The following is a 23,244-nucleotide window of genomic DNA, read 5'->3' as shown; positions in this document are numbered from 1 at the left end:
GACATGTGTCTGGACAGTACCATCGGCCCGTACCTCCGACAACGTTTTCGACGCTTCGACAACACCATTGCGCATCACCACGCCGACGCGCCCGGAAACCGCGGAGATTTCGTGACGACCGAGCGCATGCGAGGTTCAGCGTGGCAGAGTTAGAACCTGTTCTTGCCCGATTTCCCGCCGACCGACTATATTCCGTACACCTGTCCAGACAGCATCGGAGAAACGCATGAGCAGTCTTCTGCCCGCCGACGGCGCACGCCTGTTGATCGGCGGCAAGCTGGTCGAGGGCGGGGACGGACTGTTCGCCACCGTCGATCCGGCGACCGAGGAGGTCCTCGGGCACGCCGCGAACGCGAACGCCGCGGACCTGGACGCGGCCGTCGCCGCCGCCCGCACCGCGTTCGACGAGACGGACTGGTCGCGCGACCACGCCTTTCGCGCGCACTGTCTAGAGCAGCTGCGCACCGCGCTCCAGTCGCATATCGAGGAGCTGCGCGAGCTCACCATCGCCGAGGCGGGCGCGCCCGCCATGTTCACCCGCGGCCCGCAGCTGGAGGGTCCGGTCGCCGACCTCGCCTACTCCGCCTCGCTGGCCGAAACCTACAGCTGGGAAACCGATCTCGGCCTCGCGTCGCCGATGGGCATCCAGACCCGTCGCGTGCTGCGCCGCGAACCCGTCGGCGTCGTCGGCGCGATCACGCCGTGGAACTTCCCGCACCAGATCACCTTCGCCAAGCTCGGCCCGGCGCTCGCCGCCGGAAACACCGTGGTGCTCAAGCCCGCCCCGGACACGCCGTGGTGCGCGGCGGCCGTTGGCGCGATCGTCGCCGAGGAGACCGACCTCCCGCCCGGTGTGCTGAACATCGTGACCTCCGCCGACCACGGCCTCGGCGCGCGGCTCACCGAGCACCCCCTGGTCGACCTGATCAGCTTCACCGGCTCGACGGAGACCGGCCGCGCCGTGATGCGCGGCGCGGCAACGACACTCAAGAAGGCGTTCCTGGAACTCGGTGGCAAGTCGGCCTGCATCGTGCTCGACGACGCCGATCTCGCGGCAGCCTGTGCGGTGGCGGCCTTTTCGGTGTGCGTGCACGCCGGGCAGGGGTGCGCGATCAACACCCGGCTGCTCGTCCCCCGCGCGGCCTACGACGAGGCCGTGCGGGCGGCCGCGGCGACCCTCGGCGGGATCGTGCCCGGCGATCCGGCCGATCCGCGCACGGTGTGCGGGCCGCTCATCTCCGCCCGGCAGCGCGCCCGCGTCGAGCGCTATCTGGAGATCGCCGAGGCGGAAGGCGGCCGCATCGTGGTGGGCGGCGGGCGGCCCAAGGGCCGCGAGCGCGGCTTCTTCGTCGAGCCGACGCTCATCGCGGACGTGCCGAACACCGCGACCGTCGCCCGCGAGGAGATCTTCGGCCCGGTGCTGGTCGTCATCCCCTACGACGGCGACGACGATGCCATCCGGCTCGCCAACGACTCCCCCTACGGTCTGTCCGGCTCGGTCTGGGGCACCGACCCGGAGCGGATCCGCCGCGTCACCGAGGGCGTGCGCACCGGGACGCTGAGCGTCAACGGCGGCGTCTGGTACTCCGCCGACGCGCCGTTCGGCGGGTACAAGCAGTCGGGCATCGGCCGGGAGATGGGCGTCGCCGGATTCGAGGAATACCTGGAGACCAAGCTGATCGCGACCGCTGGATAAGAGGAGCACACCGTCATGGCCCGTTTCGCGGGAAGATCCGTCATCGTCACCGGCGCCGCACAGGGCATCGGGGCCGCCTACGCCGCCGCGCTGGCCGCCGAGGGCGCGAAAGTCGTTGTCGCCGACAAGAATGCCGAGGGCGGCCGGGCGACCGCGGAGAAGATCACCGCCGAGGGCGGCACCGCGCTGTTCGGCGAGGTCGACGTGGCCGACCCCGAGTCCGCCTCGGCCCTGGCCGATTTCACGGTCGCCGAGTTCGGTGGCATCGACCACCTGGTCAACAACGCCGCCATCTACGGCGAGATGAAACTCAACCTGCTGCTCACCGTGCCGTGGGACTACTACAAGACGTTCATGAGCGTGAACATGGACGGCGCGCTGAACATGACCCGCGCCGTCTGGCCGCACATGCGCAAGGCGGGCGGATCTATCGTCAACCAATCGTCCACCGCCGCTTGGACTTACTCCAGCTTCTACGGCCTGGCCAAGGTCGGCGTCAACGGCCTCACCCAGCAGCTGGCGTTCGAACTCGGCGGCTCGAACATCCGCATCAACGCCATCGCGCCGGGGCCCATCGATACCGACGCGACCAAGTCGGTGACGCCGGCGGCCATCGTGGAGGACATGGTGAACCGCCTGCCGCTCAAACGGATGGGAACACCGGCCGATCTGGTCGGCGCGTGCCTGTACCTGCTGTCCGACGAGGCGAGCTGGGTCACCGGCCAGATCTTCAATGTCGATGGCGGACAGGTGTTCCGGTCATGACCGACGACGCGATCGGCTTCATCGGACTCGGCGCCATGGGCGGGCCGATGGCGAAGCGACTGGTGGACTGGCCGGGCGGGTTGACCGTCTGCGACGTACGGCCGGACGCGGTGCGCCCGTACACCGAGGCAGGCGCCCACGCCGCCCTCTCCCCCGCCGAACTCGCCGAGCAGGCCACCGTCGTCTCGGTGGCGGTGCTGAACGACGAGCAGGTGCGCGACGTGCTCACCGGCCCCGAGGGCATCCTGCGCAGCGCCGCGCCGGGCACCGTGGTGGCCGTGCACTCCACGATCAGCGACGAGACCGCCGTGCGGCTCGCCGCCGAATGCGCGACGCACGGCGTCGAATTCGTCGACGCGCCGGTGAGCGGCGGCGCGCCGGGGGCCGCCAAGGGCACGCTCGCGGTCATGGTCGGCGGCACCGAGACCGCCTTCGAGAAGGTCCGGGAGCCCTTCGGCCGCTTCGCCGATCTGATCGTGCACGCGGGTCCGGTCGGCGCGGGCACGCGAATGAAGCTGGCGCGCAACCTGCTCCACTTCATCGCGTTCACCGCCGCCACCGAGGCGCAGCGGCTGGCCGAGGCCGCCGGACTCGATATCACCGTGCTGGGCAAGGTGGTTCGCCACTCCGACGCCGTCACCGGCGGCCCCGGCGCCATCATGCTGCGCGAGCGCACCGCGCCGATCGAGGACGGCGACTTCTGGCTGCCCATCCTGCGGCACGTGCGCGACCTCGGCGAGAAAGACCTGAGCCTCGCCCTCGACCTCGGCGGCCGCCTCGACGTCGCCCTCCCCCTGGCCGAACTAGCGCTCGAACGTCTCGGCCCCGGGCTGGGCGTCGGCGCATCCGAAAGGCAATCTTCATGAGCGACAACGGTTCCGCCCGCGAGCGCGGCCTGGCCAAGATGGCCGAGGTGTACGGCACCGAGTTCCAGGACTACCCTGGCGCCCACTTCGCCGTCACCGCCGACCACCTGTTCGCCGACATCTGGTCGCGCCCCGCGCTGTCCATCCGGGACCGGCGGCTGCTGCTGCTCGGCGCGCTCACCGCGCAGGGCGCGATCGACACCGCGGGCATCCAGATCGGCGCCGCGCTGCGCAACGAGGAGCTGACCGAGGAGCAGCTGCACGAGATCGCGGTATTCCTCTGCCACTACGTCGGCTGGCCGAACGGCACCAAACTCGACCTCCTGGTTGGCACCATTGTGGCGCAGCAGAAGAAGTCCGCCCGCCGGCAAGAAGAACACACCGAGTGAAGGATCCCCGAAACATGTCTGATGCCAACGCCCTTCGCCCGCTCCGCGCGAGCGACGTCACCGAGTGGGACCACCAGGCCGACGTCGTCGTCGCCGGGTACGGCATCGCGGGGGTGTGCGCGGCCATCGAGGCGGCCCGCGCGGGCGCCGACGTGCTGATCCTCGAGCGCACCGGCGGCTGGGGCGGGGCGGCGGCGATGGCGGGCGGGTTCATCTATCTCGGCGGCGGCACGCCCTTGCAGCAGGCGCTCGGCTTCGAGGACACGCCGGAGAACATGGAGACGTTCCTGCTGGCGGCGCTGGGCCCCGGCGTGGACAAGGCCAAGATCGCCGACTACGCCCGCGGCAGCGTCGAACACTACAACTGGCTCGTCGCCTGCGGCGTGCCGTTCCGCGAGGCGTTCTGGGGCGAGCCCGGGTGGGAGCCGCCGCACGACGAGGGGCTGATGTACTCCGGCGGCGAGAACGCCGCGCCGTTCAACACCCTCGCGAAACCCGCTCCGCGCGGACATGTTCCGCAGATGGCCGACAAGAAGATCGGGCGCAAGAGCGGCGGCTACATGCTGATGAAGCCGCTGGCGGAGACGGCCGAATCCCTCGGCGTCCGGGTCGAATACGACCTGCGCCTCGGCCGGCTCGTGGTGGACGACGACGATCGCGTCGTCGGGGTGATCGCCAAGCGCTACGGCAAGGAGGTGGCGATCCGCGCCGACCGCGGGCTCGTCTTGGCCACCGGCAGTTTCGCCTACCACCAGCAGATGATCGAGGGGTACGCGCCGCGCCTGATCGGCAGGCCGGCCGCCGCGATCGAGGAGCACGACGGCATCGGCATCCGGGTCGCGCAGGCCCTGGGCGCGGAGCTGGCGCACATGGACGCGACCGAGGTGGCGTTCTTCGGCGATCCGCAGCTGATGGCGCGCGGCATCCTGGTCAACGGCCGCGGTCAGCGGTTCATCGCCGAGGACACCTACCCGGGCCGCATCGGCCAGGCGGCGCTCATCCAACAGGAGAACCAGGTCTTTCTCGTCATCGACGAGGAGTCCTACGAGGCCGGGCTCGCCACCGAGACCTCCACGCCGTTCTTCCGGCAGCCGCCGACCTGGGCCGCCGAGACGGTGGCGGAGCTGGAGCGCGACATGGGGCTGCCGACGCTGGCGCTGCAGGGCACCGTCGAGTGCTACAACCTGCACGCGGCCGACGGCAAGGATCCGTTGCTCGGCAAGAAGCCGGAATGGGTTCGGCCGCTGCGCGGTTCGCTGGCCGCGTTCGACATGCGGGGATTCACCGCGGGTTTCACACTCGGCGGGCTGCGCACCGACTTGGACTCGCGGGTGCTGCACGTCTCCGGCGAGCCGATCCCCGGTCTGTTCGCCGCGGGACGCTGCACCTCCGGACTGTGCGCGGGCGGTTACGTGAGCGGAGCGTCCCTGGGGGACGGCAGTTTCTACGGGCGGCGAGCCGGGCTCGCGGCGGCGAAGAACTGACTCGGCCGCACTAGTAGTATCCAGACACATGTCCGAACCCGATTCCGTCATTCTCGAGGCGACCCGCCGCAGGCTGTCCGGGAAGCAGGCCGACACCGTCGACAAGCTCACCAGGTCGGCGGTGGAAGTGCTTGCCCGCGAGGGGTTCGCGGGCATGACGATCCGGATGGTCGCGGCGGCGGCCGGGGTCGGCGCGGCGACGGCGTACACCTACTTCTCCTCCAAGGAGCATCTCGTCGCCGAGATCTTCTGGCGGCGTTTGGTTTCCGCGTCCTCGCCGGCCAGCGAGGACGCGGATCCGACGGTCCGGGTGGTCGCCGAGCTCCGCAATATCGCGATGCTGGTCGCCGACGAACAGGAGCTGTCCGGCGCGGTGACCAGCGCGCTACTCGGCCGCGACCCCGACGTCGTGCACCTGCGCGGCCGCATCGGCGCCGAGATCCGCAAGCGCCTCATCCGCGCCCTCGGCGAGGATCACGACCCCGACGTCGTCGAGTCCCTTGAGCTGCTCTACGCCGGCGCTCTCGTGCGCGCGGGCATGGGCTACGCCTCGTACTCCGAGATCGCCGACCGCATCGAGAAATCCGCGCTGCTCATCCTGAAATGACGACTTGCCCTCGGTTGGGGCGAAATCGAACCCCGTGCCATTCCTTGCTCGTATCTTTGCCGTAGGCGTCGCAGATCGGAGTGGATTGTGGAACCAGGTGGGCTTGTCGCGGACTATGTGATCGTGGGGGCCGGATCCGCGGGGGCGGTGCTGGCCAATCGGCTCAGCGCCGACGCGAATACCTCGGTGGTGCTGCTGGAGGCGGGGCCCGCGGACAAGAACAAGTTCGCGCATATTCCCGCCGGGTTCGCGAAACTGTTCCGCTCCGAGGTGGACTGGGACTATCTCACCGAACCGCAGCCGGAGCTGAAGAATCGGCGGATCTATTGGCCGCGGGGCAAGATGTTCGGCGGCTCGTCCTCGATGAACGCGATGATGTGGGTGCGCGGATTCCGCGCCGACTACGACGAGTGGGCGCTGCTGGCCGGCGAGGAGTGGGGGTTCGCGGCCGCGGTCGAGCAGTTCCGGCGGATCGAGAACGTCGAGAACGCACAGTATCCGGACGAGGGCGCCCACGGCCCGCTGCACATCTCGCGCCAGCGCAGCCCCCGCGCGTCGACGGCCGCGTACCTGACCGCGGTGCGGGAGGCCGGTTTCGCGGTCGAGCCGCCGAATCGGCCTGAGCCCCAAGGCTTCAGCGAGACCATGGTGACCCAGCGCGGCGGCAGGCGCTGGAGCACCGCGGACGGCTACCTGCGCCCCGCCATGAAGCGGCCGAACCTGACGATCCGCAGCGAGGCGCGGGCCACCCGGGTGCTGTTCGAGGGCACCCGCGCCGTCGGCGTCGAATACCACCAGGGCGGCGGGCCGCACACCGTCACCGCCCGCCGCGAGGTGATCCTGTGCGGCGGCGCGATCAACAGCCCGCAGCTGCTGATGCTTTCGGGCATCGGCGATCGAGAAGAGCTGGCGCGCCACGGCATTCGCGCCCTGCGGCACGCGCCCGAGGTCGGCGCGAACCTCCAGGATCATCTGGTCGGCGGCATCGGCTACAGCGTGGCCGCCGACTCCCTGTTCGCCGCCGAGAAGCCGCGCCAGCTGCTCGACTACCTGATCCGCCATCGCGGCATGCTCACCTCCAATATCGGCGAGGCCTACGGATTCGTGCGCAGCAGGCCGGAATTGGACCTGCCCGACCTCGAGCTGATCTACGCGCCCGCGCCGTTCTACTACGAGGGTCTGGTCGACCCGGCCGAGCACGGCGTCATCCTGGCGTCGGTGCTGCTGCGCCCGCACAGCCGCGGGCGCATCTCGCTCACCTCCGCCGATCCGGCCGCCAAGCCCGCGATCGACCCGCGCTACCTGTCCGACAGCGCGGGCCTGGACCGGGCCGCCCTCATGGCGGGCCTGCGCACCTGCGCCGATATCGCCGCCATGCCCGCCATGAAGGCCGTACTCGGCCCGGTCATCTACCCGCCCCAGGCGCCGGCCGAACTGGAAGCCACGCTGGAACTCGCCCTGAACGGCTACTCGCACACTCTCTACCACCCGGTCGGCACCTGCCGCATGGGCACCGACGTGGCCAGCGTCGTCACGCCTCGACTGGAAGTCCGTGGCGTGCAAGGGCTTCGGGTCGCCGACGCCTCGGTGATGCCGATGCTCATCCGCGGCCACACCCACGCGCCCGCGGTGTTCATCGGCGAGCAGGCGGCGAGCTTCATCCAGCAGGGGTAGCAGTCCGGCCGGGTCGGGCTTCGACACAGGCCCAGGTCAGGACGCGACGAACAAGGCCAGCGACCCCGCCGCCAAGACCAGATACGGCATGGGGTAGCCGAGATCGCCGTACGCGCGGGCGCGCAGGATCGTCGCGATCGCGCCGAGGAAGTACAGCACGAGGCAGATCGCGGCGGCCAACCCGAGCGGCGCGACGGCGAGACCGGCGAGCAGCCCGGCGGCGCCCGCCGCCTTGACGACGGCCAGCGGGTACAGCGTCCACTCGGGCAGGCCGTAGGCGCTCATGTTGTCGCGCACCCATTGGGCTCGGAACACGTCGATTCCCGAGGCGACGAGCATGGCGGCCGCCGCGGCGACGGTGACGATGACGTAAGCGGTGGACATGGGTAGCACCCTCCTGATGCGTGGTGCGGCCGGTCTGCGATCGTGGTGTGGCGTCCGGCGACGCCGCAACCGCGCTCGACCGGGCGCGATGGGATCCGTCGACCGTGTGACGGACGGCGGAGCGGAAAGGTGACCGGATGCGGGCCGAGGACGCGCTGGCGCGGCGATTCGAGACCCACCGCGCTCATCTGCGGGCGGTCGCGTATCGGATGCTCGGGTCGCTGAGCGAGGCCGACGACGCCGTGCAGGAGACCTGGCTGCGGCTGGCGCGCGCCGACACCGACGAGGTGGCCAACCTCGCCGGCTGGCTGACCACGGTGGTGTCGCGGATCTGCCTGGACATGCTGCGAACGCGCGCCGCCCGGCGCGAGGAGCCGATGGATCTGCTCGCCGAACTCGGCGACGCCGCCTACGACCGCGACCCGGAACACGAAGCGGTGCTGATCGATTCGGTCGGCCGGGCGCTACTCGTGGTGCTGGACACGCTCGGCCCCGACGAACGGGTGGCGTTCGTCCTGCACGACCTGTTCGCGGTGCCGTTCGAGCAGATCGCGCCGATCGTCGGGCGCACGACGGCGACCACGAAGAAGCTCGCGAGTCGCGCCCGCCAACGGACGCGGGGTGGAACCACCACGCCGCCAACCGAACTCGCCGAGCAGCGGCGGGTGGTGGAGGCATTTCTCACGGCCGCCCGCGGCGGCGATCTCGACGCCCTGCTCGCCGTGCTCGCCCCTGACGTGGTCCGAGTCGCCGACCCTGCCGCGCTGCCGTCGGGGATGTCGGCCGTGGTGCGTGGCGCGCGGGCGGTGGCGGAGGAAACCGTACTCCTGCAACGTCGTTCGCGGGTGGCCACGCTCGCGCTGGTGAACGGGGCGGTCGGCGTCCTGGTCGCGCCGCGCGGCAGGTTGTTGCTCGCGCTCATGGTCACCGTGCGCGGCGACCGCGTCGCCCGCTACGAGGTGATCGCCGACCCCGCCCGGCTCCGCGAACTCGACCTCGCGGTGCCGGCGGCATAGCGGCGGGCCGCAACGCGGAGACGCCCGAGTCCGCCTGTGCGACACCGGCCGACGCCGCCCGAGCGGCGATCGATGCGCCGTCCGCTACCGCGCCGACACCCGCGCGAACCCGACCGGCGGCGTCGGATCGGGCCCGGTGGACACGACGGGCCGGAAGTCCGGCAGCGCGGGCAGCACGTCCACATTGCGCGCGGCGTAGCAGCGGACCTTGGGCAGCGCGCGCAGCACCTCGGCGCGTTCGACCGGTTCGTCGTCGATGAACCCGATCGTGTCCAGCGTGAGGCCGAGCGTCAGCCCGATCCGGGCGATCGCCGAAGACTTGGGGCCCCAGCCGATTTCGAGGGCGGAGAACATCTCGTAGAGGCCGCTGCGGTACAGCTTGTCCAGGGTCTGCTCGCGGTCGCCTCGGCTGGCCACGGCGTGCCAGATGCCGCGTTCGCTGAGCAGTCGCAGGGTGCGCAGCGCGGGCGGGCGCAGCGCGCCGCCGGTCCGGTCGCTCACCGTGCCGTCCCAGAGTGTGTTGTCCAGTTCCCAGACAAGACATCTCAGAGCCGGTCTCATGTGTCCTAGCCCCCTATCGCGTCGGCTCGGCCGTCCCTGGCGTGTGGCGTCAGCGATCCTACCGCCAGGGTCGTCGCGGCCCGCGCCGACCGACGGAACCGGCCGGTTTCGGATTTGTCCGGATCATCGCTGTGACGCGACACAACCACCAACCGACCAGTCTCTGAGGCACGCACAGAACACCGCGAATCGTTCCAGGACGGGTTTCGAGCGATTAGTGTGAATGCGCCGCACAGCTATATTTCGGGGGCGTTAGGAGTCGAACAATGTCGATCGACAACTCGGCACGGCAGAGCTTGACTCTGGCGGGCAAGCCGATGTCGTCCCCGCTCAAGGACGTTCGGGCACTCTCGCGTCAAATGGTCGGGCACTTCGTCGAGAACGTCATCCCCTGCGGAACCTTACCCGCGGACGCCATCTCCGGCGACGTCACCACGATCACCAGGGTCTGCCTGGAGTTCGCCGTGAGCATGCTGGACGGCCAGGACATCCCGGAGAAGTTGCAGCGCCTGCAGGACGCCGCCTCGGGCTGGGCGCGCGAGGGCGTGCCGATCGACACCATCCACCACTCCATCCACGAGGGCTTCAAGATGGGCCTGGATCTGGTGGTGTCCGACGCGTCCATCAAGGACTACGACAGTCTGGTCGACGGCGCCAAGATGGTGCTCGAGATGCTGGACATGATCAGCTCGGCCATCTCGGTGGCCTACATCCGGGAGCTGCGCTCGGTGGTCAGCGAGCACCACACCGCCGTGCACACGCTGACCTCCGCGCTGCTCGGCGGGCACAGCACCTCCACCATGGCGCGCGAGTGCGGCATCGCCATCGCGACGTCGTACGCCGTTCTCGCCGTGGCGATTCCGCCGCACCGCGACGAGCACAATCCGATGATCGACAGTCAGGTCGTCGCGCGCCGCAAGCTCAGACGGGTGCAGGCCGAGCTCGCCACCCGCTGCGGCGACAGCGCGCTCTCGCTGCTCAGCGTCGACGGCGGCACGGTGCTCATCCCCTCGGCCACCTTCGACAACGCCGGCTACGACACCCTGGTCACCCAGCTGTCGCACGCCGCGCAGGTCGGCATCACCGCGACCATGGTCGAGGCCACCCCCGAACAGATCCCCAACGCCGCCGACCAGGCGCACGAGTTGCTCGACATGGTCCAGCGCCTCGAGGCGGTGGCCGGGCTGTACCGCTTCGACGAGCTGGCGCTCGAGTACCAGCTCACCCGCCCCGGCCCCGGCCGCGAGTACCTCGGCCAGCTGCTCGACCCGCTCGACGAGCACCCCGAACTGCTGGAGACCCTGCAGCGCCACATCGGCAACAACCTCAACCGTCAGCGCACCGCCCGCGTCCTGCACGTGCACACCAACACCGTGGACTACCGGCTCAAGCGGATCGGCCAGCTCACCGGGTTCGACCCGTCCCAACCGTCCGGGCTGTGGTATCTGCGATCGGCGCTGGTCGCGCGCAGCTATCGCACGACATGAGACCCGGCGCGAATTCGGCTGTGGCGTAGCGCCGCATGCCCAGCGCCGAACCGATGACGATGCGCCGGTTCGGGGCGTCCCGCGGCGCGAAATCGCCCACCTCCGCGGCGACCGCGTAGCCGGTGACCAGCGCGTCCACCGACCTGATCAGCCAGGGGAACCGCTCGTCCAGCGTGGCGGCCGACCGTCCCGAGTACAGCAGCAGGTCGGCCGGGCGGACCTGCCGCGCGCGCCATTCGTTGATCCGGTCGAGCAGGATGCGCAGCGCCGCAGGCTGTTCGGTGGGCTCGCGGCCGTAGACGGTGACGCCGTCGACGCGTCCGGCGGGCAACTCACCGAGCCCGTCGAGCACCGCGTCGACGCCGCACCGGGTCCATTCGTCGAAATCCCAGGTGTTTTCGGCGAGGCAGGCGCGACAGAAGAGCCGGCAGCCGGGCAGCCAAATACCCGCGCGAATTCCATAACCTATGTTCCGCACCGGAAATCGCAGGCGCGACACCAGCATCGTGGCGCTGTCCGGATGCCGACTCGAGTGCACGTCCATCTCCCCTGAGTCCTGCCGCGGGACGGCGTGAGGCCCGTCCTCACCTAGTGAGCTTGATGGCGCCGCTGCCCGCTGTCTGTCCGCCGAACACTCGACACAGGTCCATGATCCGGCATGCGCCCGACGACCATTCCCGGGCGCGTCCGATCAAAACAGGTAATACGAAGAAATTCCGCGAAATAAACATCGGCGGCGGCACCGGAGTGGAACCGGCGATATATTTCACCCGGAAACGCACGACGGCGATCGGGTAAGTTCCAGACGATATGACCGCGCATATCGCCGCGCCGGAACCGCGCTCCTGATCACCTCTGGCACAAGCGGATTCGAGCCGATCGGCACGATACCGACCGGTCGATATCGGTTTACGACGTACGAAGCTTCGGTCCGCTCACCATTCGAAGATCATGCGGGCAGGCCCGGCGAGTGCGAAATCAGAATAACGAGCAGGCGACTTGGCACGTTCGTTACCGAGTGATTTAATTCCATTCATGGTGATCCGTCGACTGCTCACTATGGCGGGAGTAGCCGTCACCGACCTGCCCGGACCCTACGCGACACCGGGCACCGTGCGCCGGATCGGCATCGTCGAGGACCACCAGGCGGTCGCGGTGGGCTTGGCCGCGATCCTGTCCGACCAGCCGGACCTGACCGTCGTCGCGATCGCGCCGACCGTCCCCGAACTGCTGAAGCAGGCGACCGATCTCGATCTCGCGGTGCTCGATCTGCGGCTGCCCGACGGCTCCAGCCCGCGCGAGAACGTCGAGATGCTGCACAGCCTCGACATCCCCTGCCTCGTCTACACCACCGGCGACTGGCGCGACCTCATCCGCTCGGCCGCCCGCGCGGGCGTGCTCGGCGTCGCGTTGAAGAGCGACCCGGCCGAGCGCACCACCGCTATGATCCGCGCGGCCGCCTCGGGTCGGCAGGTCGCGACGATGGCGTGGGCCTCGGCCATCGACAGCGACCCGGCGCTGACCAATATCGACCTGCCGCCCCGGCAGCGAGACGTGTTGGAGCACTACGCGAACGGCGAGACCGCGGCCTCGGTGGCGCACAAGCTCGGCCTCTCCGAGCACACCGTCAACGACTACCTCAGCCGGATCCGCCGCCGGTACGCCGAGGCGGGCCGGCCGGTGCGGTCCAGGGTCGACCTCTATCGGGAGGCCAAGCGCGACGGCTTCATCGGCGGTGATCCACGACCTCGATGATCGACACGGCCGCGCCACCGCGCAGCGCCGAAGCCCGCCTCGTCCGCGGCGCAAGCCTTTTCGTCGGCACCGGCGGCCTGTTCTACGCGGCCCTCACCGTGCCCACCGCGCTGAACCAGTCCGCGTTGGCCGCGCCCTGGTGGACTCCGGTGTCGCTCGGCGTGATCTACCTGCCCAGCGCGCTCATCGCCGCGACGGCGCTGCGCTGGCGCACCGACCTGACCCGTTACGCCGTAGTGGCTTTCGCGCTCGGCTATCTGTTCGCCGCCGGGAGCTGGCTGATCGTGCGGGCCGACGCCGTCGTGCCGCCCGAGAAATCGCTGTGGATACTGTGGATTCCGGGTCTGCCCGCGGTGGCGCTCTGTATCTTCTGGCGGCGCATGCCCTTCGGCTACCTCGTCCTGGCCGCGGCCCTGGCGCAGACCGACGCGGCGTACGCCCGCGGACCGGACGCGCACAACCCGGTCGTCCCGGATTTCCTTTTCGCCGTGGCCTATTCGGCGCTGCCGTGCGCGGCGTGCGTGGTGCTCGTTCAGGTTGGGCGCATGCTGGACCTGACCTCGCACGAGGTCCGGGCGAAGGCCACCGCCACGGCCGCCGCCGAGGCGCGCCGCTTCGAGCGGCGGCGCTTCGACGCCCTCGCCCACGACTGGGTCATCGCGACGCTGCTCGAGGCCTCGCGCGCGCCCAACTCCCCCGTGCTCACCCACCACGCCGAGGTGACGCTGCGCGACCTGGAACGGCTGCGCTCCGGGCAGCCCGGACAGGACAGCCTCGACCTCGAGCAGGTGGTCGCGAGCATCCGCGCGACCGCGGCCGAGGTCGACGACTCGGTGCGGCTGCGCGCCGAGCACAGCGCGACCGTTCCCCTCACGGTGCCGAGCGACGTGGCGACCGCGTTGGCGGCGGCGGTCGGCGAGGCGCTGCGGAACTGGCAGCGCCACGCCGGCACGCCGACCCGCGAGGCCGCCTGCGAGGTGCGCGTCACCGCGGACGCGGACTCCGTCCGGATCGACGTGGTCGACGACGGCGTCGGATTCGATCCCGAGACCGTCCCGCCCGACCGAATCGGCTTGCGCGCCAGCATCACCGACCGGCTCGCCGAGCTGCCGGGCGGCTGGTCCACCATCGACGCCGCGCCCGGTCGCGGCTGCCGGGTGAGCGCGGGGTGGGTGGCGCGATGACGACCGATCGGATGAATCGGACTGTGCGCGACGACGTTCGGGACATCCTCGGCATGCGCACGCGCGCGGCGTGGGGGTTGTCCGGACTGTTCGCCGTGTCGATCACTTCGATGGCCCTCGCCGCCGACGAGGGCATCCGGGATCTCCGGCTCACCGCGCTCGCGGCCGTGCTCATCCTCGGCGCCGGATCGGCCATCCTGCTCGCGCCCGGCGATCCGCTGCCCACCCCGTTCGCCGTGCCCGTGGCCGCGGCGGCGCCGCTGTCCGCCGCGCTGGCCATCTGGCAGCTGCCGGTGCCGATGGCGAACTCCACCCAGATCTGGTTCCTCGGCGCCGCGTCGGCCTATCTGAACTTCCTGTGCGTGCGCGGCGCGCCGCTGTGGGCGTGGGCCGGCGTGCTCGGCCAGATCGTCGTCTGCGCCTGGTGGACCACGCGCACCGGACAGGGCTGGCTCACGGGGGTGGGTTTCTCGTTCATCAATCTGACACCGCTGCTCATGGCGACGTTCTTCGGCCGGGTGGTCCGCCCGCTGGCGCACTCGATTCTCGCGCTGCGCCAACAGGATACGGAGCGGGCCGCGGCCGAGGCCGCCGCTCAGGCGGCGCAGCAGGAGCGGGACGAGCGGGTCGCCCGGCTCGACAGCGCGGCGCGGCCGCTGCTCGAGATCATCGCCTCCGGCCGCCCGCTCACCGCGCAGGAGCAGGCCGAGTGCCGGCTCGTCGAGGCCGAGTTGCGCGACGACATCCTGGGCGGTGTGATGATCGATGCCTCGGTCGGCGCCGCGGCGCGCTGCGCGCGGCAACGCGGGGTGACCGTCGTGCTCGACGACGGCGGCGGCCTCGACGAGGTCGACGCCGAGCTCCGGCAACAGGTGCGCACCGTGCTGCGCGACGCGCTCGACTACGCCGACGGCGGCACGGTCACCGCGCGCGTACTGCCGCCGGGGCGCAGCACCCTGGCCTCGATTCTGTTGCGCGACAACGGTGAGCTGCGGATCGAGGTGGAGTCGACCGGCGCGGTGCGGTCCGACCTGGACGACCGGCAACTTGTTCGCGATGCGAAGCAAGACCCCAGACCTGCGGGCTGAAAGCTGGGGAATGTCCAGCGTCGGCCCGAGATCGTATATTCGATGGGCACATCGGTTATTGGTCTGCAACCTTCGGGGAGGTGCGGCACCGGGGCCGACTGATACTGCACGAAGCGGGACTTACTGATGCCTTCGATCGTTCCAGATCCCCGACCGCAACCGACTCCGGTCACGCTGTGGCGCGACCCGCACTTGTCGGCCCGGGAACTCGAAGTACTGGTCGCCTGGGTCAAATGCGACTCGAAGACGCGGGTCGGGATGCAGCTCTACCTGTCGATCGGTACCGTCAACACCCACATCACCCGCATCCGCGCCAAATACGCGGCGGTCGGCCGGGCCGCCAACACCAAGGCCGCGCTGGTGGCCCGCGCCCTGCAGGACGGCCTGATCACGCTGGACGAGTTGTAGTCCCATCGCGTCACCGTCTTTCTCTCGCCTCGACGCTAACATCGCGGTAGCGAGCCCGGAATCATTCGAACGACGGATGTGAATCGCGCGTGCACCACTGCTTTCCGCGCGTGACCTGTTGCCTCGCACCGCCGTGCCCGCGTGCCCTCCTGCCGTGCACACGTGCCCCGCACGGCGGTGTCGGGCATTCGACCGACAGACAACGATACGAAATCGTGACATCGTCATGGTTCGCGGACGAAACAGACCACCGCCCTCGGGGACCACCCGCCGTCGTGTGGAATCGGTTGCGCCCACGACTTTTCGGGCATTGCTTTTTCGAACCCGGTCGTCGGTAGGAAGCACCGCGACCGTACGCGGAAGGTGTGGCACCGATCGTGAACCGTCATTACTCCTATGAGGTGACCGTCGCGGCCCCGGCGCTGGACGATCTCATTCTGGCGGTGCACGAAGTGGCGTGCCAGTCCGGCGGGCGGTCGCCGCGCCGCTGGCGCTACGGCAACGTCGTCGGCATCAGCGCCCCGCGCGTGCGCGACCTGGCACTGGCCACCGTGCAGACCAAGCACGCCGTCGCGGGCCGGGTCGTCGCCGCCATCACCGTCACGCTGCACCGTCGCGTCGCCGTCGACGTGATCTTCACCCTGGACGACGTCGCGGCGAGCGCCCAGTTCCACTGCGCCACAAAGAACTCCGAGATAGCCAAGGCGCAGGAGACCTCGTGGGCCGCGCATCTCGTGACCGAGACCTCGGCGGCGCTCAACGCGAACGACATCACGACGAGTGTGTCGTGCGGGTGTACGAGCGCTACCGACTGAGCGCGGCGCCGGATCAGGCTGCCAGGGAAGCGATATGGCCCGGACACGGCAGTGCCCACCGGGCGACGCGTGCGGTCGCCGCCCGGTGGGCGTTTCGCCACTGGACCAACAGTGCGCGACGAACGGAGGCGGGGTTGAGGACTCGTCCGGTGCGCACCTCGTTCAGCGGCGGTAGCGCACCCTTCGGAACAGGAACGGAGGGTTAGGGTTTCGCCTGTTCGCCCGGGTGCACGTCCTCTCGCGGATCAGATCCCGCCGCCACCGCCGATCACCCACGGATTGAAGGTGCACTCCAGGTTGGGGTGCCCCGCCGGGTCGAGGGCGCGCAGCGCGATGGACAGCGCGCGGGGCGAGTACATCATCGTCAGGTGGTCCGAGACGTCCTGCTCGCAGCCCTCCTGCAGCGTGATGTTCTGCACCGTCGCGCCGGGGCCCGGCCGCAGGAAGGTCAGATCGTACGGGTTGGTGACCTCGTCGTAGCGGGTGCCGACGACCGTGTAGTCGACGCCGGAGACGGTGTCGCCGTTGGCATTGAGCTGGTTGACGAAGTCCGAGCCGATGGTCTGCTGGATGCCGGCGTGGCCGACGAAGAGCTCGACGAAGCCGAGGATGTCGATGCCGAAGTTGTTGATGGCCCGGCCGAGCGCGCCGATGCCGTCCAGCGACGTCCCGTGATGCGTTGCGCCGTAGGTGATCAGGTTCTTCACCTTGGCCGCGCCGCCGTCGAACTTGGTGTACCAGTTCGACATCGAGCCGCCCTGCGAGTGCGCCACGAGATCGACCTCGCTGCTGCCGGTCGCGGCGAGCACCCGATCGACGAAGGTGGCCAACTGCTTCGACGAGTCCTGGATGTAGCCGGTGCCGTTGACGCCGGGCAGCACCGAACCGAGCCCGCCGCCCTGGATCAGGTTCGACCGGCCGTAGTTGAAGGTGAACGTGCAGTAGCCGGCGTCCTTGATCGGCTGGCTCATGAACGCGAAGGCGTCGAAGGCGTTGCTCCAGGTGCCATGCACCAGCACCACCGGACGCGGATGCGCGGCCGTCGGCTTGCAGTTCCAATCGTTGGTACCGGGCGGCGCGGCATCGGGGTTGAGCAGGCTGTAGCCGAACGCGGCCAAGAAGGAGGTCATCGGCGGGCCGTAACCGACTGTGTCGCTTGCGTATCCGCCGGACAGGCCCGAGCTGCTGCCGGAGCCGCCGAAGCAATTGCCCGAGCCGTTGCCCGAGCCCGCGCCGCTGCCGGAGGTACAGGCGGAGCCGGACGCGCTGCCGGAGTCGGCGACCGGCGCCGCCGCCTTGCGACCCGCGGCGATGTAGTCGGCCAGGGCCTGCTCGTTCGGCTCGGCCGCCGGTTCGGCGTTCGCGCCGACCCCGGCGATGCCCATGACCAGCACCGAGACGCCGGTCATCACTGCCGCCGCCAGCGACGTCCGGCCGAAGGTACTTCGTTTCATTGCATGCCTTCCTACGTCGAGCACAGAATTCGAGTGACAGTGCCGACGTTTGCGTGACAGGCGGCACCGAAACTGCGCCAACGCTAAAACCGGGCGGCCGGGCAACCTATCGGACGACGTGGTTTCTGGACAGCTCACCAAAGCCGCTGTCGCGGTTAGGTAAACGACACAGTCCGCCAGCGGAAAGCGCCTCGATGGGGAATAGTCACAGTGCGGCCGACGCCCTGTTCTCGCAGTACACAACGGCACGTGCCGTCCACTAAACGGCGACCGGGCGCGACGGTGAGGTCTCCAGATAAATAGCGGAACCATGGAGTGAAAAGGGCGAGTGACCGAGCATGAGTGAATCTTTTCCAGCCGTCGGCGACGAACCGGTGGCTAACCCTCGGAGATCGCCATGTTCCCCACCCTGTTCTCGAATCGCCGCGGCACCGCGTGCACGATAAGGCGCACCGCCCGCACCGTATTCGGCGCCGTCGCCGTCGCGGTAGCCCTTGTCCATCTGCCCGCCGCTTTCGCCGAAGGCAGCGGTTCCTTCGCCGAAAGCACCGGCTCGGCGGACCGGGCATTGCCGGACGCGCTGCGCACGCTGGTGCCGCCCGCGCCGGAACCCCTTCCCGCGCTGTACGGTCCGTCGACCGCGATCGTCGTGCTCGGCTACGGCCTGCTGCCCGACGGGAGCATGCGGCCGGAGCTGATCGAGCGCCTGCACGCAGGATTCGTGCAGGCGCTGCTCGCGCCGGCGTCGCCGATCATCGTGACCGGCGGCAACCCGCACAACGGCGTCACCGAGGCACGGGCGATGGCGGATTGGCTTGTCCGGCACGGCATTCCGGCCGGGCGGATCCATCTGGAGCCGGACGCGGACTCCACCGCGCAGAACGCCGTGCGGTCCGCGCGCATCATGCGCGACATCGGCGCGCGCGACGCCGTGGTGGTCACCTCGGCCGACCACATCGACCGGGCGGTGGGCACGTTCATCGACGCCGGGGTCGACGTGGTCGGCGCCGTCACGCCCGATCAGGTGCCGCCGCTCGCGTGGCAATTCGGGCCCGGTTGGTAAAAGGAGCTATTATGCGCGACATTTCGGTTAACCCGTCCGATCAGGTAAGAGCACTGGTCGATCGCCGGTATCGCTCGACGACTCCCTATACGGTGAGCCGGGAAAAGATTCGCGAATTCGCGGGCGCGGTACAGGATTATCATCCGGCGCATTGGAGCGAGGACGCGGCCGCCGAACTCGGTTTCCCCGGATTGATCGCGCCCGCCACCTTCTCGTCGGTCGTTCTCGGCCGCGTGCAGCGCGAAATTTTGGATACGGTGCTCACCGGCTATCGCTCGACGCGGGTGCTGCACGCCGATCAGGTCATCGACCTCGGCCGGCCATTGGTCGCGGGCGATCGGTTGACCTGCGATATCTATTTCGAGTCTTTCCGGCATTTCGCCGACTACGACGTGCTCGCCCTCAAGAGCGTGCTCATCGACCAGCACGGCGAGACCGTGCAGACCGGCTCGACCGCGCTGCTGGCCAGGACCGGCCTCGCCGATCCGCGGCTGGCCGAGACCCTGCGCACCCTCCCACTCCAGGACCGCGCCCCGGCCCGGCGCGGGCATCTCGCCGTCGCGGCCGGCGAGCGGGTCGCGCCGCCGTGCGCGAGCCGGATACCCCGTACCACAGTCGATTTCGACACCGTGGCCGTCGGCACCGAGCTGCCGCGACATACCATCCGGCTCTCACGCGACGACCTGATGAAGTACGCCGCGGCGGTCGGCGATACCGACCCGGTGTTCTGCGACGACGGCGCCGCGGCGAACGGCCTGCCCTCGGCCGTCGCCCCCGGCATGCTGAAACTCGGTATGGCGGCGGCGTTTCTGAGCCGCTGGCTGGGTGATCCGGGCGCGGTCACCAGGTTTCGCGCGCAGTTCGCGCATTTCACGCACACCCTGCGGGTCGCGCCGCGCGCGACGAGCGTGCTCGAGTTCGACGGCAGGGTCACCTCGCTCGATCCGCGTCGTCGCCGCGCCACCGTCGCGATCGACGCGCGCTCGGACGGGCGCAGGCTTTTCGGTTACGCCGCCGCGGAAGTCCGCTTCCCCCTGAGCGATCGGGGCATCGGCTAGACCGCCGCCCCGGCGCGCTCCAGCAGTCCCGTGACGCGGGCGAGCCTGCGGTGCGACGCCAGCCGCGCCCGGCGATCGTAAGTGCTTGTGTGGACCAGGATTTCGTTCGCTTCGGTGCCGGCGATGAGGTGCTCGAGCTGATCGGCGACCTCGTCCTCGGTGCCGTGCACGTGACCGGCGAGCGACTCCTCGAAGATCCGGCGCTCCCGATCCGTCATGGTCATCGCCTCGATCTCCGCGGGCGGGATCAACGTCGGGAACTCGCCTCGCGTCCGCGAATACGCGGCCGACCACGCCTCCGGCAGCAGCAGCCGGTGCGCCTCCTCCGTGGTGTCGGCGATCACCACCGACCCCGACACCACGACGTACGGCTCGGCGCCCCACGCCGTCGCGCGGAATCCGGCGCGGTACCGCTCGATGGCCTCGATCATCCGATCCTGCCCGCCGACCGCGGCGATCACCAGCGGCAGCCCGAACCGCGCCGCCCGCTCCGCGCCCGACCCGGTCGCCAGCAGGAACGCCGGAATCCGCAGGCCGTCGGCGGGCCAGGCGTGCACGCCGTCGCGGCCGTGGCCGAAATAGTCGAGCAGCTCGGTCAGCTGGGCGTCGAAGTCCTCGGCGTCGCGCTTGTCGTGCCCGAGCGCGCGGCGCACGCCGTCGGTGAAGCCGACCGAGCGGCCCAGACCCATGTCCATCCGCCCCGGATACAGCGACTCCAGCACGCCGAACTGCTCCGCGACGACCAACGGCTGATGATTCGGCAGCATCACCCCGCCCGTGCCGATCCGGATCCGCGAGGTCGCCGCAGCCGCGGCCGCGGCGAGCACCGTCGGCGCCGACCCCGCGACCCCCGGCACGCTGTGATGCTCGGACACCCAGAACCGGTGATACCCCCACTCCTCGGCCAGCCGCGCGAACTCCACCGTCTCGCGCAGCGCGTCCGGATGACTCTGCCCCCGCCGAACCCGAGACCGATCCAGGATGGAAAACCGAACAGAAGCAAGCACCGAACCCATACCCACCTCAACGCACTCCCCGCCGCACCATTCCCCCGCACTCTCACTCGGGCCCCGCCGCGCTCGCCCGACAGCCGCACTCTCACTCGGGCCCCGCACCATTCCCCGCGCTCGGGCCGACAGCCGCACTCTCTCTCGGGCCCCGCACCCTCTCTAGGGGCCTAAAGCGGGTGCAGGGCCCGAGAGGGAGTGCGGGGTCAGGGGGTGGGGTGGGCTAGGGCGGGGGCTAGGACTGCCCAGGCCTTGGGGAGGGCGGCCTCGAAGTCGGGCCAGGTGTGCATGCCGGCGGTGTCGTACTCGACGGTGGCGGGGATGTTCAGGTCGGCGAGGCGACGGGCGAAACGCTCGGTGCAGGAGCGGGCGCCCGCCTCGAGCGCCGCGCCGCCGCCGGCCGTCCGCAATGCGTCGACGATCGTCGGGGACTGTGCGATGGCGACCAGGTCGGCGCCGGTCGGCACGCCGGTCGCGGCGGAGAGGTAGATGGCGGTGCCGCGCAGCTCCTCCGCGCCGAGCAGGCTGTCGTGCTCGGCCCACTCCGGGGAATTCGGTGGGCCCCAGAGGTTTTCGACATTGCCGCCGCGGGAGGCGACGGTGATCGTGGTGACCGCGCGGCCGAGCGGGTCGGCGGTGGAGTAGCACCCGCTCAGGCCGGCCACCGCGCGATAGCGTCCCGGATGGCGCTGGGCGAGCATCATGGCCGCCTGCGCGCCCATCGACACGCCCGCGATGGCGCGGCGGCCATTGGACCGCAGCAACGACTCGACGATGGGCGGCAGTTCCTCGGTGAGGAACGTCTCCCACCGGTTGAGGCCGAGGGCGGAGTCGTGGCGGTCCCAGTCGCTGTACATGCTGCCGGTGCCGCCGCTGGTCAGCACGGCGTCGACGGGCTTGTCCGCGAAGAACTCCGCCGCGCCGCCCTTGCTGAGCCAGCCCGAGGTGGTCTCCCCGTCGACGCCGTCGAGCAGATACAGCGTCGGACGCGGCGCGGAGCCGCTGCCGCGCAGCACGTCGACCTCGATGATCCGCCGCATGGCGGCGGAAGCGATCCGCAGGTGGTCGCGGTGCGGGCCGACGCTCTCGATCGAGATCAGCCCGGTCCTGGTCATCGCCGGGTCGACGGCGGGCGGCGGGGCACCGGGCACGCCCGGGTCCGCCGCCGCGGGCACGGCGGCCGTCACGGGCACGGCGACCGTGGCGATCACCGCCATCGCCGCGGCGCCGATGGGTCCTCGAAGTCGCACAGCGCTCGGAAGTCTCACAGCGCCTGGAAGGCTCATAGCGCTTGGAAGTCTCATAGCGCCGCGGCGGCTCGTTCCGCCTGCCTGGCCGCCACCCGGTCCCGATGCTCCTCGAATCGCGTTGCCTTCTCGGCCAATTCGTCGAGGTAGCGGCCGAGCTCGTCGCGCGCCCGCTCGCCCTCGCCGGATAGGTCGGTGCGCTCGAACACATTCCACGCCCGCAGCACCGGCCGCACCACCACGTCGAGATGCTGGCGCAGGTCGTAGATGCCGTGCTTGGCGAGCAAGACCGCGTTGCGGCGGAAGTTCGGCTGGGTCAGGCCGGGCATCTGGAAGCGCGTGACGACATCGGTGATGGCACGCAGGCTTTCGTCGGGCATCAGATCGAGAGCGGCGGCGCTGATATTGCGATAAAAGATCATGTGCAGGTTCTCGTCGGCGGCGATCCGTTGCAGCATACGCTCGGCGATGGGTTCGTCGCAGGCGGTTCCGGTGTTTCGATGACTGATTCTGGTGGCCAATTCCTGCAGGGTGACGTAGGCGACCGAACGCAGAAATTGTTGTCCCTTCTCGGGTTTCGCGATGCCGGTGGTCATATGCGCCATCCTGGCCTGTTCCAGCAGTATCGGGTCGACCGCGCGGGTCACCCCCAGATAGTCGCGCATGACGATGGCGTGCCGGTTCTCCTCGGCGGTCCAGCGGCCCACCCAGGTGCCCCATACGCCGTCGAGGGTGAACGTCTCCGAGATCTCCCGGTGATAGGACGGCAGATTGTCCTCGGTGAGCAGGTTGGTCACCATCGCCGTCCTGGCGACCTCGGACAGCCTCGATTGACCGGGCTCCCAATCCATTCCGCCCAATGCCGCGAAATTGCGGCCCTCGTCCCACGGCACGTAGTCGTGCGGGTTCCACGCCTTCGCCTTGCGCAGATGGTCGTTGAGCAAACGCTCGGCGACGGGTTCCAGTTCGCGAAGAATATCGCGATCGGTCAGCGCGGTGGTCACACATGCTCCTTGTGCTCGGCGCGGGCAGCGCGGCGAATATCGAGATGAGGCCGAAACTTCAGGCCGAGCGGCCGATTCGGTGATCGTTGTTCGATGTGACGACGGGCATCCTGACCTGCTGGGCCGGTTCACCATCGGCCGGTTCGGGCGGCTCGGCGACGCGGTAGAGGCCCGGCACTCGGTCCGCGGCGCGGATGCCGTCGAGCAGATCGTGGGTGCGCGCGGCGAGCTC

At 69.8% G+C, this 23,244-nt stretch carries 23 protein-coding genes; 16 read left to right on the top strand and 7 right to left on the bottom strand.

Features of this window, described 5'->3' with window-relative positions; all coding sequences use genetic code 11:
• The first annotated feature begins 226 nt into the window (after positions 1 to 226).
• The 7 genes from ON39_RS02935 to ON39_RS02905 all read left to right on the top strand — a co-directional run bounded on the left by ON39_RS02935 (position 227) and on the right by ON39_RS02905 (position 7,481).
• Positions 227 to 1,696 (top strand): aldehyde dehydrogenase, encoded by a 1,470-nt coding sequence (locus tag ON39_RS02935; protein WP_040730505.1) that lies wholly within the window; start codon positions 227 to 229, stop codon positions 1,694 to 1,696.
• Between the two features lie 15 nt (positions 1,697 to 1,711).
• Positions 1,712 to 2,461: an SDR family oxidoreductase gene (locus ON39_RS02930; protein WP_040730503.1), complete on the top strand. Its 750-nt coding sequence runs from the start codon at positions 1,712 to 1,714 to the stop codon at positions 2,459 to 2,461.
• A complete protein-coding gene (locus ON39_RS02925; protein WP_040730501.1) occupies positions 2,458 to 3,327 on the top strand; it encodes an NAD(P)-dependent oxidoreductase in 870 nt (289 codons plus the stop codon). The genes ON39_RS02930 and ON39_RS02925 overlap by 4 nt, the downstream gene beginning before the upstream one ends.
• Complete coding sequence (locus tag ON39_RS02920; protein ID WP_040730499.1) at positions 3,324 to 3,716, top strand: carboxymuconolactone decarboxylase family protein; 393 nt, start codon at positions 3,324 to 3,326, stop codon at positions 3,714 to 3,716. The genes ON39_RS02925 and ON39_RS02920 overlap by 4 nt, the downstream gene beginning before the upstream one ends.
• A gap of 14 nt (positions 3,717 to 3,730) precedes the next feature.
• Entirely contained in the window at positions 3,731 to 5,200 is a 1,470-nt protein-coding gene (locus ON39_RS02915) for an FAD-dependent oxidoreductase (RefSeq protein ID WP_040730498.1), read from the top strand.
• Between the two features lie 28 nt (positions 5,201 to 5,228).
• Positions 5,229 to 5,807, top strand: coding sequence for a TetR/AcrR family transcriptional regulator (locus tag ON39_RS02910; protein ID WP_040730497.1), 579 nt, complete (start codon positions 5,229 to 5,231; stop codon positions 5,805 to 5,807).
• An 87-nt stretch (positions 5,808 to 5,894) separates the two neighbouring features.
• The gene (locus ON39_RS02905; RefSeq protein WP_373283658.1) at positions 5,895 to 7,481 is read left to right on the top strand and encodes a GMC family oxidoreductase; all 1,587 of its coding nucleotides are present in this window, start codon (positions 5,895 to 5,897) and stop codon (positions 7,479 to 7,481) included.
• 36 nt (positions 7,482 to 7,517) lie between these two features.
• On the opposite strand, the gene ON39_RS02900 is transcribed toward ON39_RS02905, so the two are convergent.
• Positions 7,518 to 7,865 (bottom strand): DoxX family protein, encoded by a 348-nt coding sequence (locus ON39_RS02900; protein ID WP_040730494.1) that lies wholly within the window; start codon positions 7,863 to 7,865, stop codon positions 7,518 to 7,520.
• Positions 7,866 to 8,002: 137 nt separating this feature from the next.
• Between ON39_RS02900 and ON39_RS02895 the strand changes: the two genes are divergently transcribed.
• Positions 8,003 to 8,881, top strand: a complete 879-nt coding sequence (locus tag ON39_RS02895) for a sigma-70 family RNA polymerase sigma factor (protein ID WP_040730493.1) — start codon at positions 8,003 to 8,005, stop codon at positions 8,879 to 8,881.
• Positions 8,882 to 8,965: 84 nt separating this feature from the next.
• On the opposite strand, the gene ON39_RS02890 is transcribed toward ON39_RS02895, so the two are convergent.
• Positions 8,966 to 9,442 (bottom strand): HAD-IIIC family phosphatase, encoded by a 477-nt coding sequence (locus ON39_RS02890; protein WP_040730491.1) that lies wholly within the window; start codon positions 9,440 to 9,442, stop codon positions 8,966 to 8,968.
• A 266-nt stretch (positions 9,443 to 9,708) separates the two neighbouring features.
• Between ON39_RS02890 and ON39_RS02885 the strand changes: the two genes are divergently transcribed.
• Entirely contained in the window at positions 9,709 to 10,929 is a 1,221-nt protein-coding gene (locus ON39_RS02885; RefSeq protein WP_040730490.1) for a PucR family transcriptional regulator, read from the top strand.
• On the opposite strand, the gene ON39_RS02880 is transcribed toward ON39_RS02885, so the two are convergent.
• On the bottom strand, positions 10,847 to 11,473 hold the full coding sequence (locus ON39_RS02880; protein ID WP_051186236.1) for a 4Fe-4S cluster-binding domain-containing protein: 627 nt from the start codon (positions 11,471 to 11,473) through the stop codon (positions 10,847 to 10,849). The genes ON39_RS02885 and ON39_RS02880 overlap by 83 nt on opposite strands.
• 515 nt (positions 11,474 to 11,988) lie before the next feature.
• Here ON39_RS02880 and ON39_RS02875 point away from each other — a divergent pair.
• The 5 genes from ON39_RS02875 (at position 11,989) to ON39_RS02855 (ending at position 16,179) form a co-directional block, all read left to right on the top strand.
• The gene (locus tag ON39_RS02875) at positions 11,989 to 12,684 is read left to right on the top strand and encodes a response regulator transcription factor (protein WP_051186240.1); all 696 of its coding nucleotides are present in this window, start codon (positions 11,989 to 11,991) and stop codon (positions 12,682 to 12,684) included.
• Entirely contained in the window at positions 12,681 to 13,868 is a 1,188-nt protein-coding gene (locus tag ON39_RS02870; RefSeq protein WP_040730489.1) for a sensor histidine kinase, read from the top strand. Before ON39_RS02875 ends, ON39_RS02870 begins: the two co-directional genes overlap by 4 nt.
• Positions 13,865 to 14,956 (top strand): DUF8320 family protein, encoded by a 1,092-nt coding sequence (locus tag ON39_RS02865; RefSeq protein WP_051186239.1) that lies wholly within the window; start codon positions 13,865 to 13,867, stop codon positions 14,954 to 14,956. The genes ON39_RS02870 and ON39_RS02865 overlap by 4 nt, the downstream gene beginning before the upstream one ends.
• A 126-nt stretch (positions 14,957 to 15,082) precedes the next feature.
• The gene (locus ON39_RS02860) at positions 15,083 to 15,364 is read left to right on the top strand and encodes a LuxR C-terminal-related transcriptional regulator (RefSeq protein ID WP_051186235.1); all 282 of its coding nucleotides are present in this window, start codon (positions 15,083 to 15,085) and stop codon (positions 15,362 to 15,364) included.
• 377 nt (positions 15,365 to 15,741) lie between these two features.
• On the top strand, positions 15,742 to 16,179 hold the full coding sequence (locus tag ON39_RS02855) for a hypothetical protein (protein WP_146250980.1): 438 nt from the start codon (positions 15,742 to 15,744) through the stop codon (positions 16,177 to 16,179).
• 245 nt (positions 16,180 to 16,424) lie between these two features.
• On the opposite strand, the gene ON39_RS02850 is transcribed toward ON39_RS02855, so the two are convergent.
• On the bottom strand, positions 16,425 to 17,633 hold the full coding sequence (locus ON39_RS02850; protein ID WP_085998117.1) for an esterase/lipase family protein: 1,209 nt from the start codon (positions 17,631 to 17,633) through the stop codon (positions 16,425 to 16,427).
• A 397-nt stretch (positions 17,634 to 18,030) separates the two neighbouring features.
• Here ON39_RS02850 and ON39_RS02845 point away from each other — a divergent pair, with 397 nt between their 5' ends.
• Together ON39_RS02845 and ON39_RS02840 are read left to right on the top strand one after the other, a co-directional pair.
• Positions 18,031 to 18,696: a YdcF family protein gene (locus ON39_RS02845; RefSeq protein WP_051186234.1), complete on the top strand. Its 666-nt coding sequence runs from the start codon at positions 18,031 to 18,033 to the stop codon at positions 18,694 to 18,696.
• Between the two features lie 11 nt (positions 18,697 to 18,707).
• Complete coding sequence (locus ON39_RS02840) at positions 18,708 to 19,754, top strand: fused (3R)-hydroxyacyl-ACP dehydratase subunits HadA/HadB (protein ID WP_040730487.1); 1,047 nt, start codon at positions 18,708 to 18,710, stop codon at positions 19,752 to 19,754.
• Here the strand turns inward: ON39_RS02840 and ON39_RS02835 are convergent.
• The 3 genes from ON39_RS02835 to ON39_RS02825 form a co-directional block, all read right to left on the bottom strand.
• Positions 19,751 to 20,770 carry an LLM class flavin-dependent oxidoreductase gene (locus ON39_RS02835; RefSeq protein WP_040730486.1) on the bottom strand — a complete coding sequence of 340 codons (1,020 nt, stop codon included), beginning with the start codon at positions 20,768 to 20,770 and terminating at the stop codon, positions 19,751 to 19,753. The genes ON39_RS02840 and ON39_RS02835 overlap by 4 nt on opposite strands.
• A 197-nt stretch (positions 20,771 to 20,967) precedes the next feature.
• Positions 20,968 to 22,011 carry an alpha/beta hydrolase gene (locus ON39_RS02830; protein WP_085998116.1) on the bottom strand — a complete coding sequence of 348 codons (1,044 nt, stop codon included), beginning with the start codon at positions 22,009 to 22,011 and terminating at the stop codon, positions 20,968 to 20,970.
• Between the two features lie 50 nt (positions 22,012 to 22,061).
• Positions 22,062 to 23,012 (bottom strand): acyl-ACP desaturase, encoded by a 951-nt coding sequence (locus ON39_RS02825; RefSeq protein ID WP_040730482.1) that lies wholly within the window; start codon positions 23,010 to 23,012, stop codon positions 22,062 to 22,064.
• Positions 23,013 to 23,244: the final 232 nt, after the last annotated feature.

This window comes from Nocardia tenerifensis NBRC 101015 (assembly GCF_000308715.1).
In the GTDB taxonomy this organism is placed as follows: domain Bacteria; phylum Actinomycetota; class Actinomycetes; order Mycobacteriales; family Mycobacteriaceae; genus Nocardia; species Nocardia tenerifensis.
The sequence above is the reverse complement of the archived record's forward strand: the minus strand, read 5'-3'. Positions and strand labels throughout refer to the sequence as shown.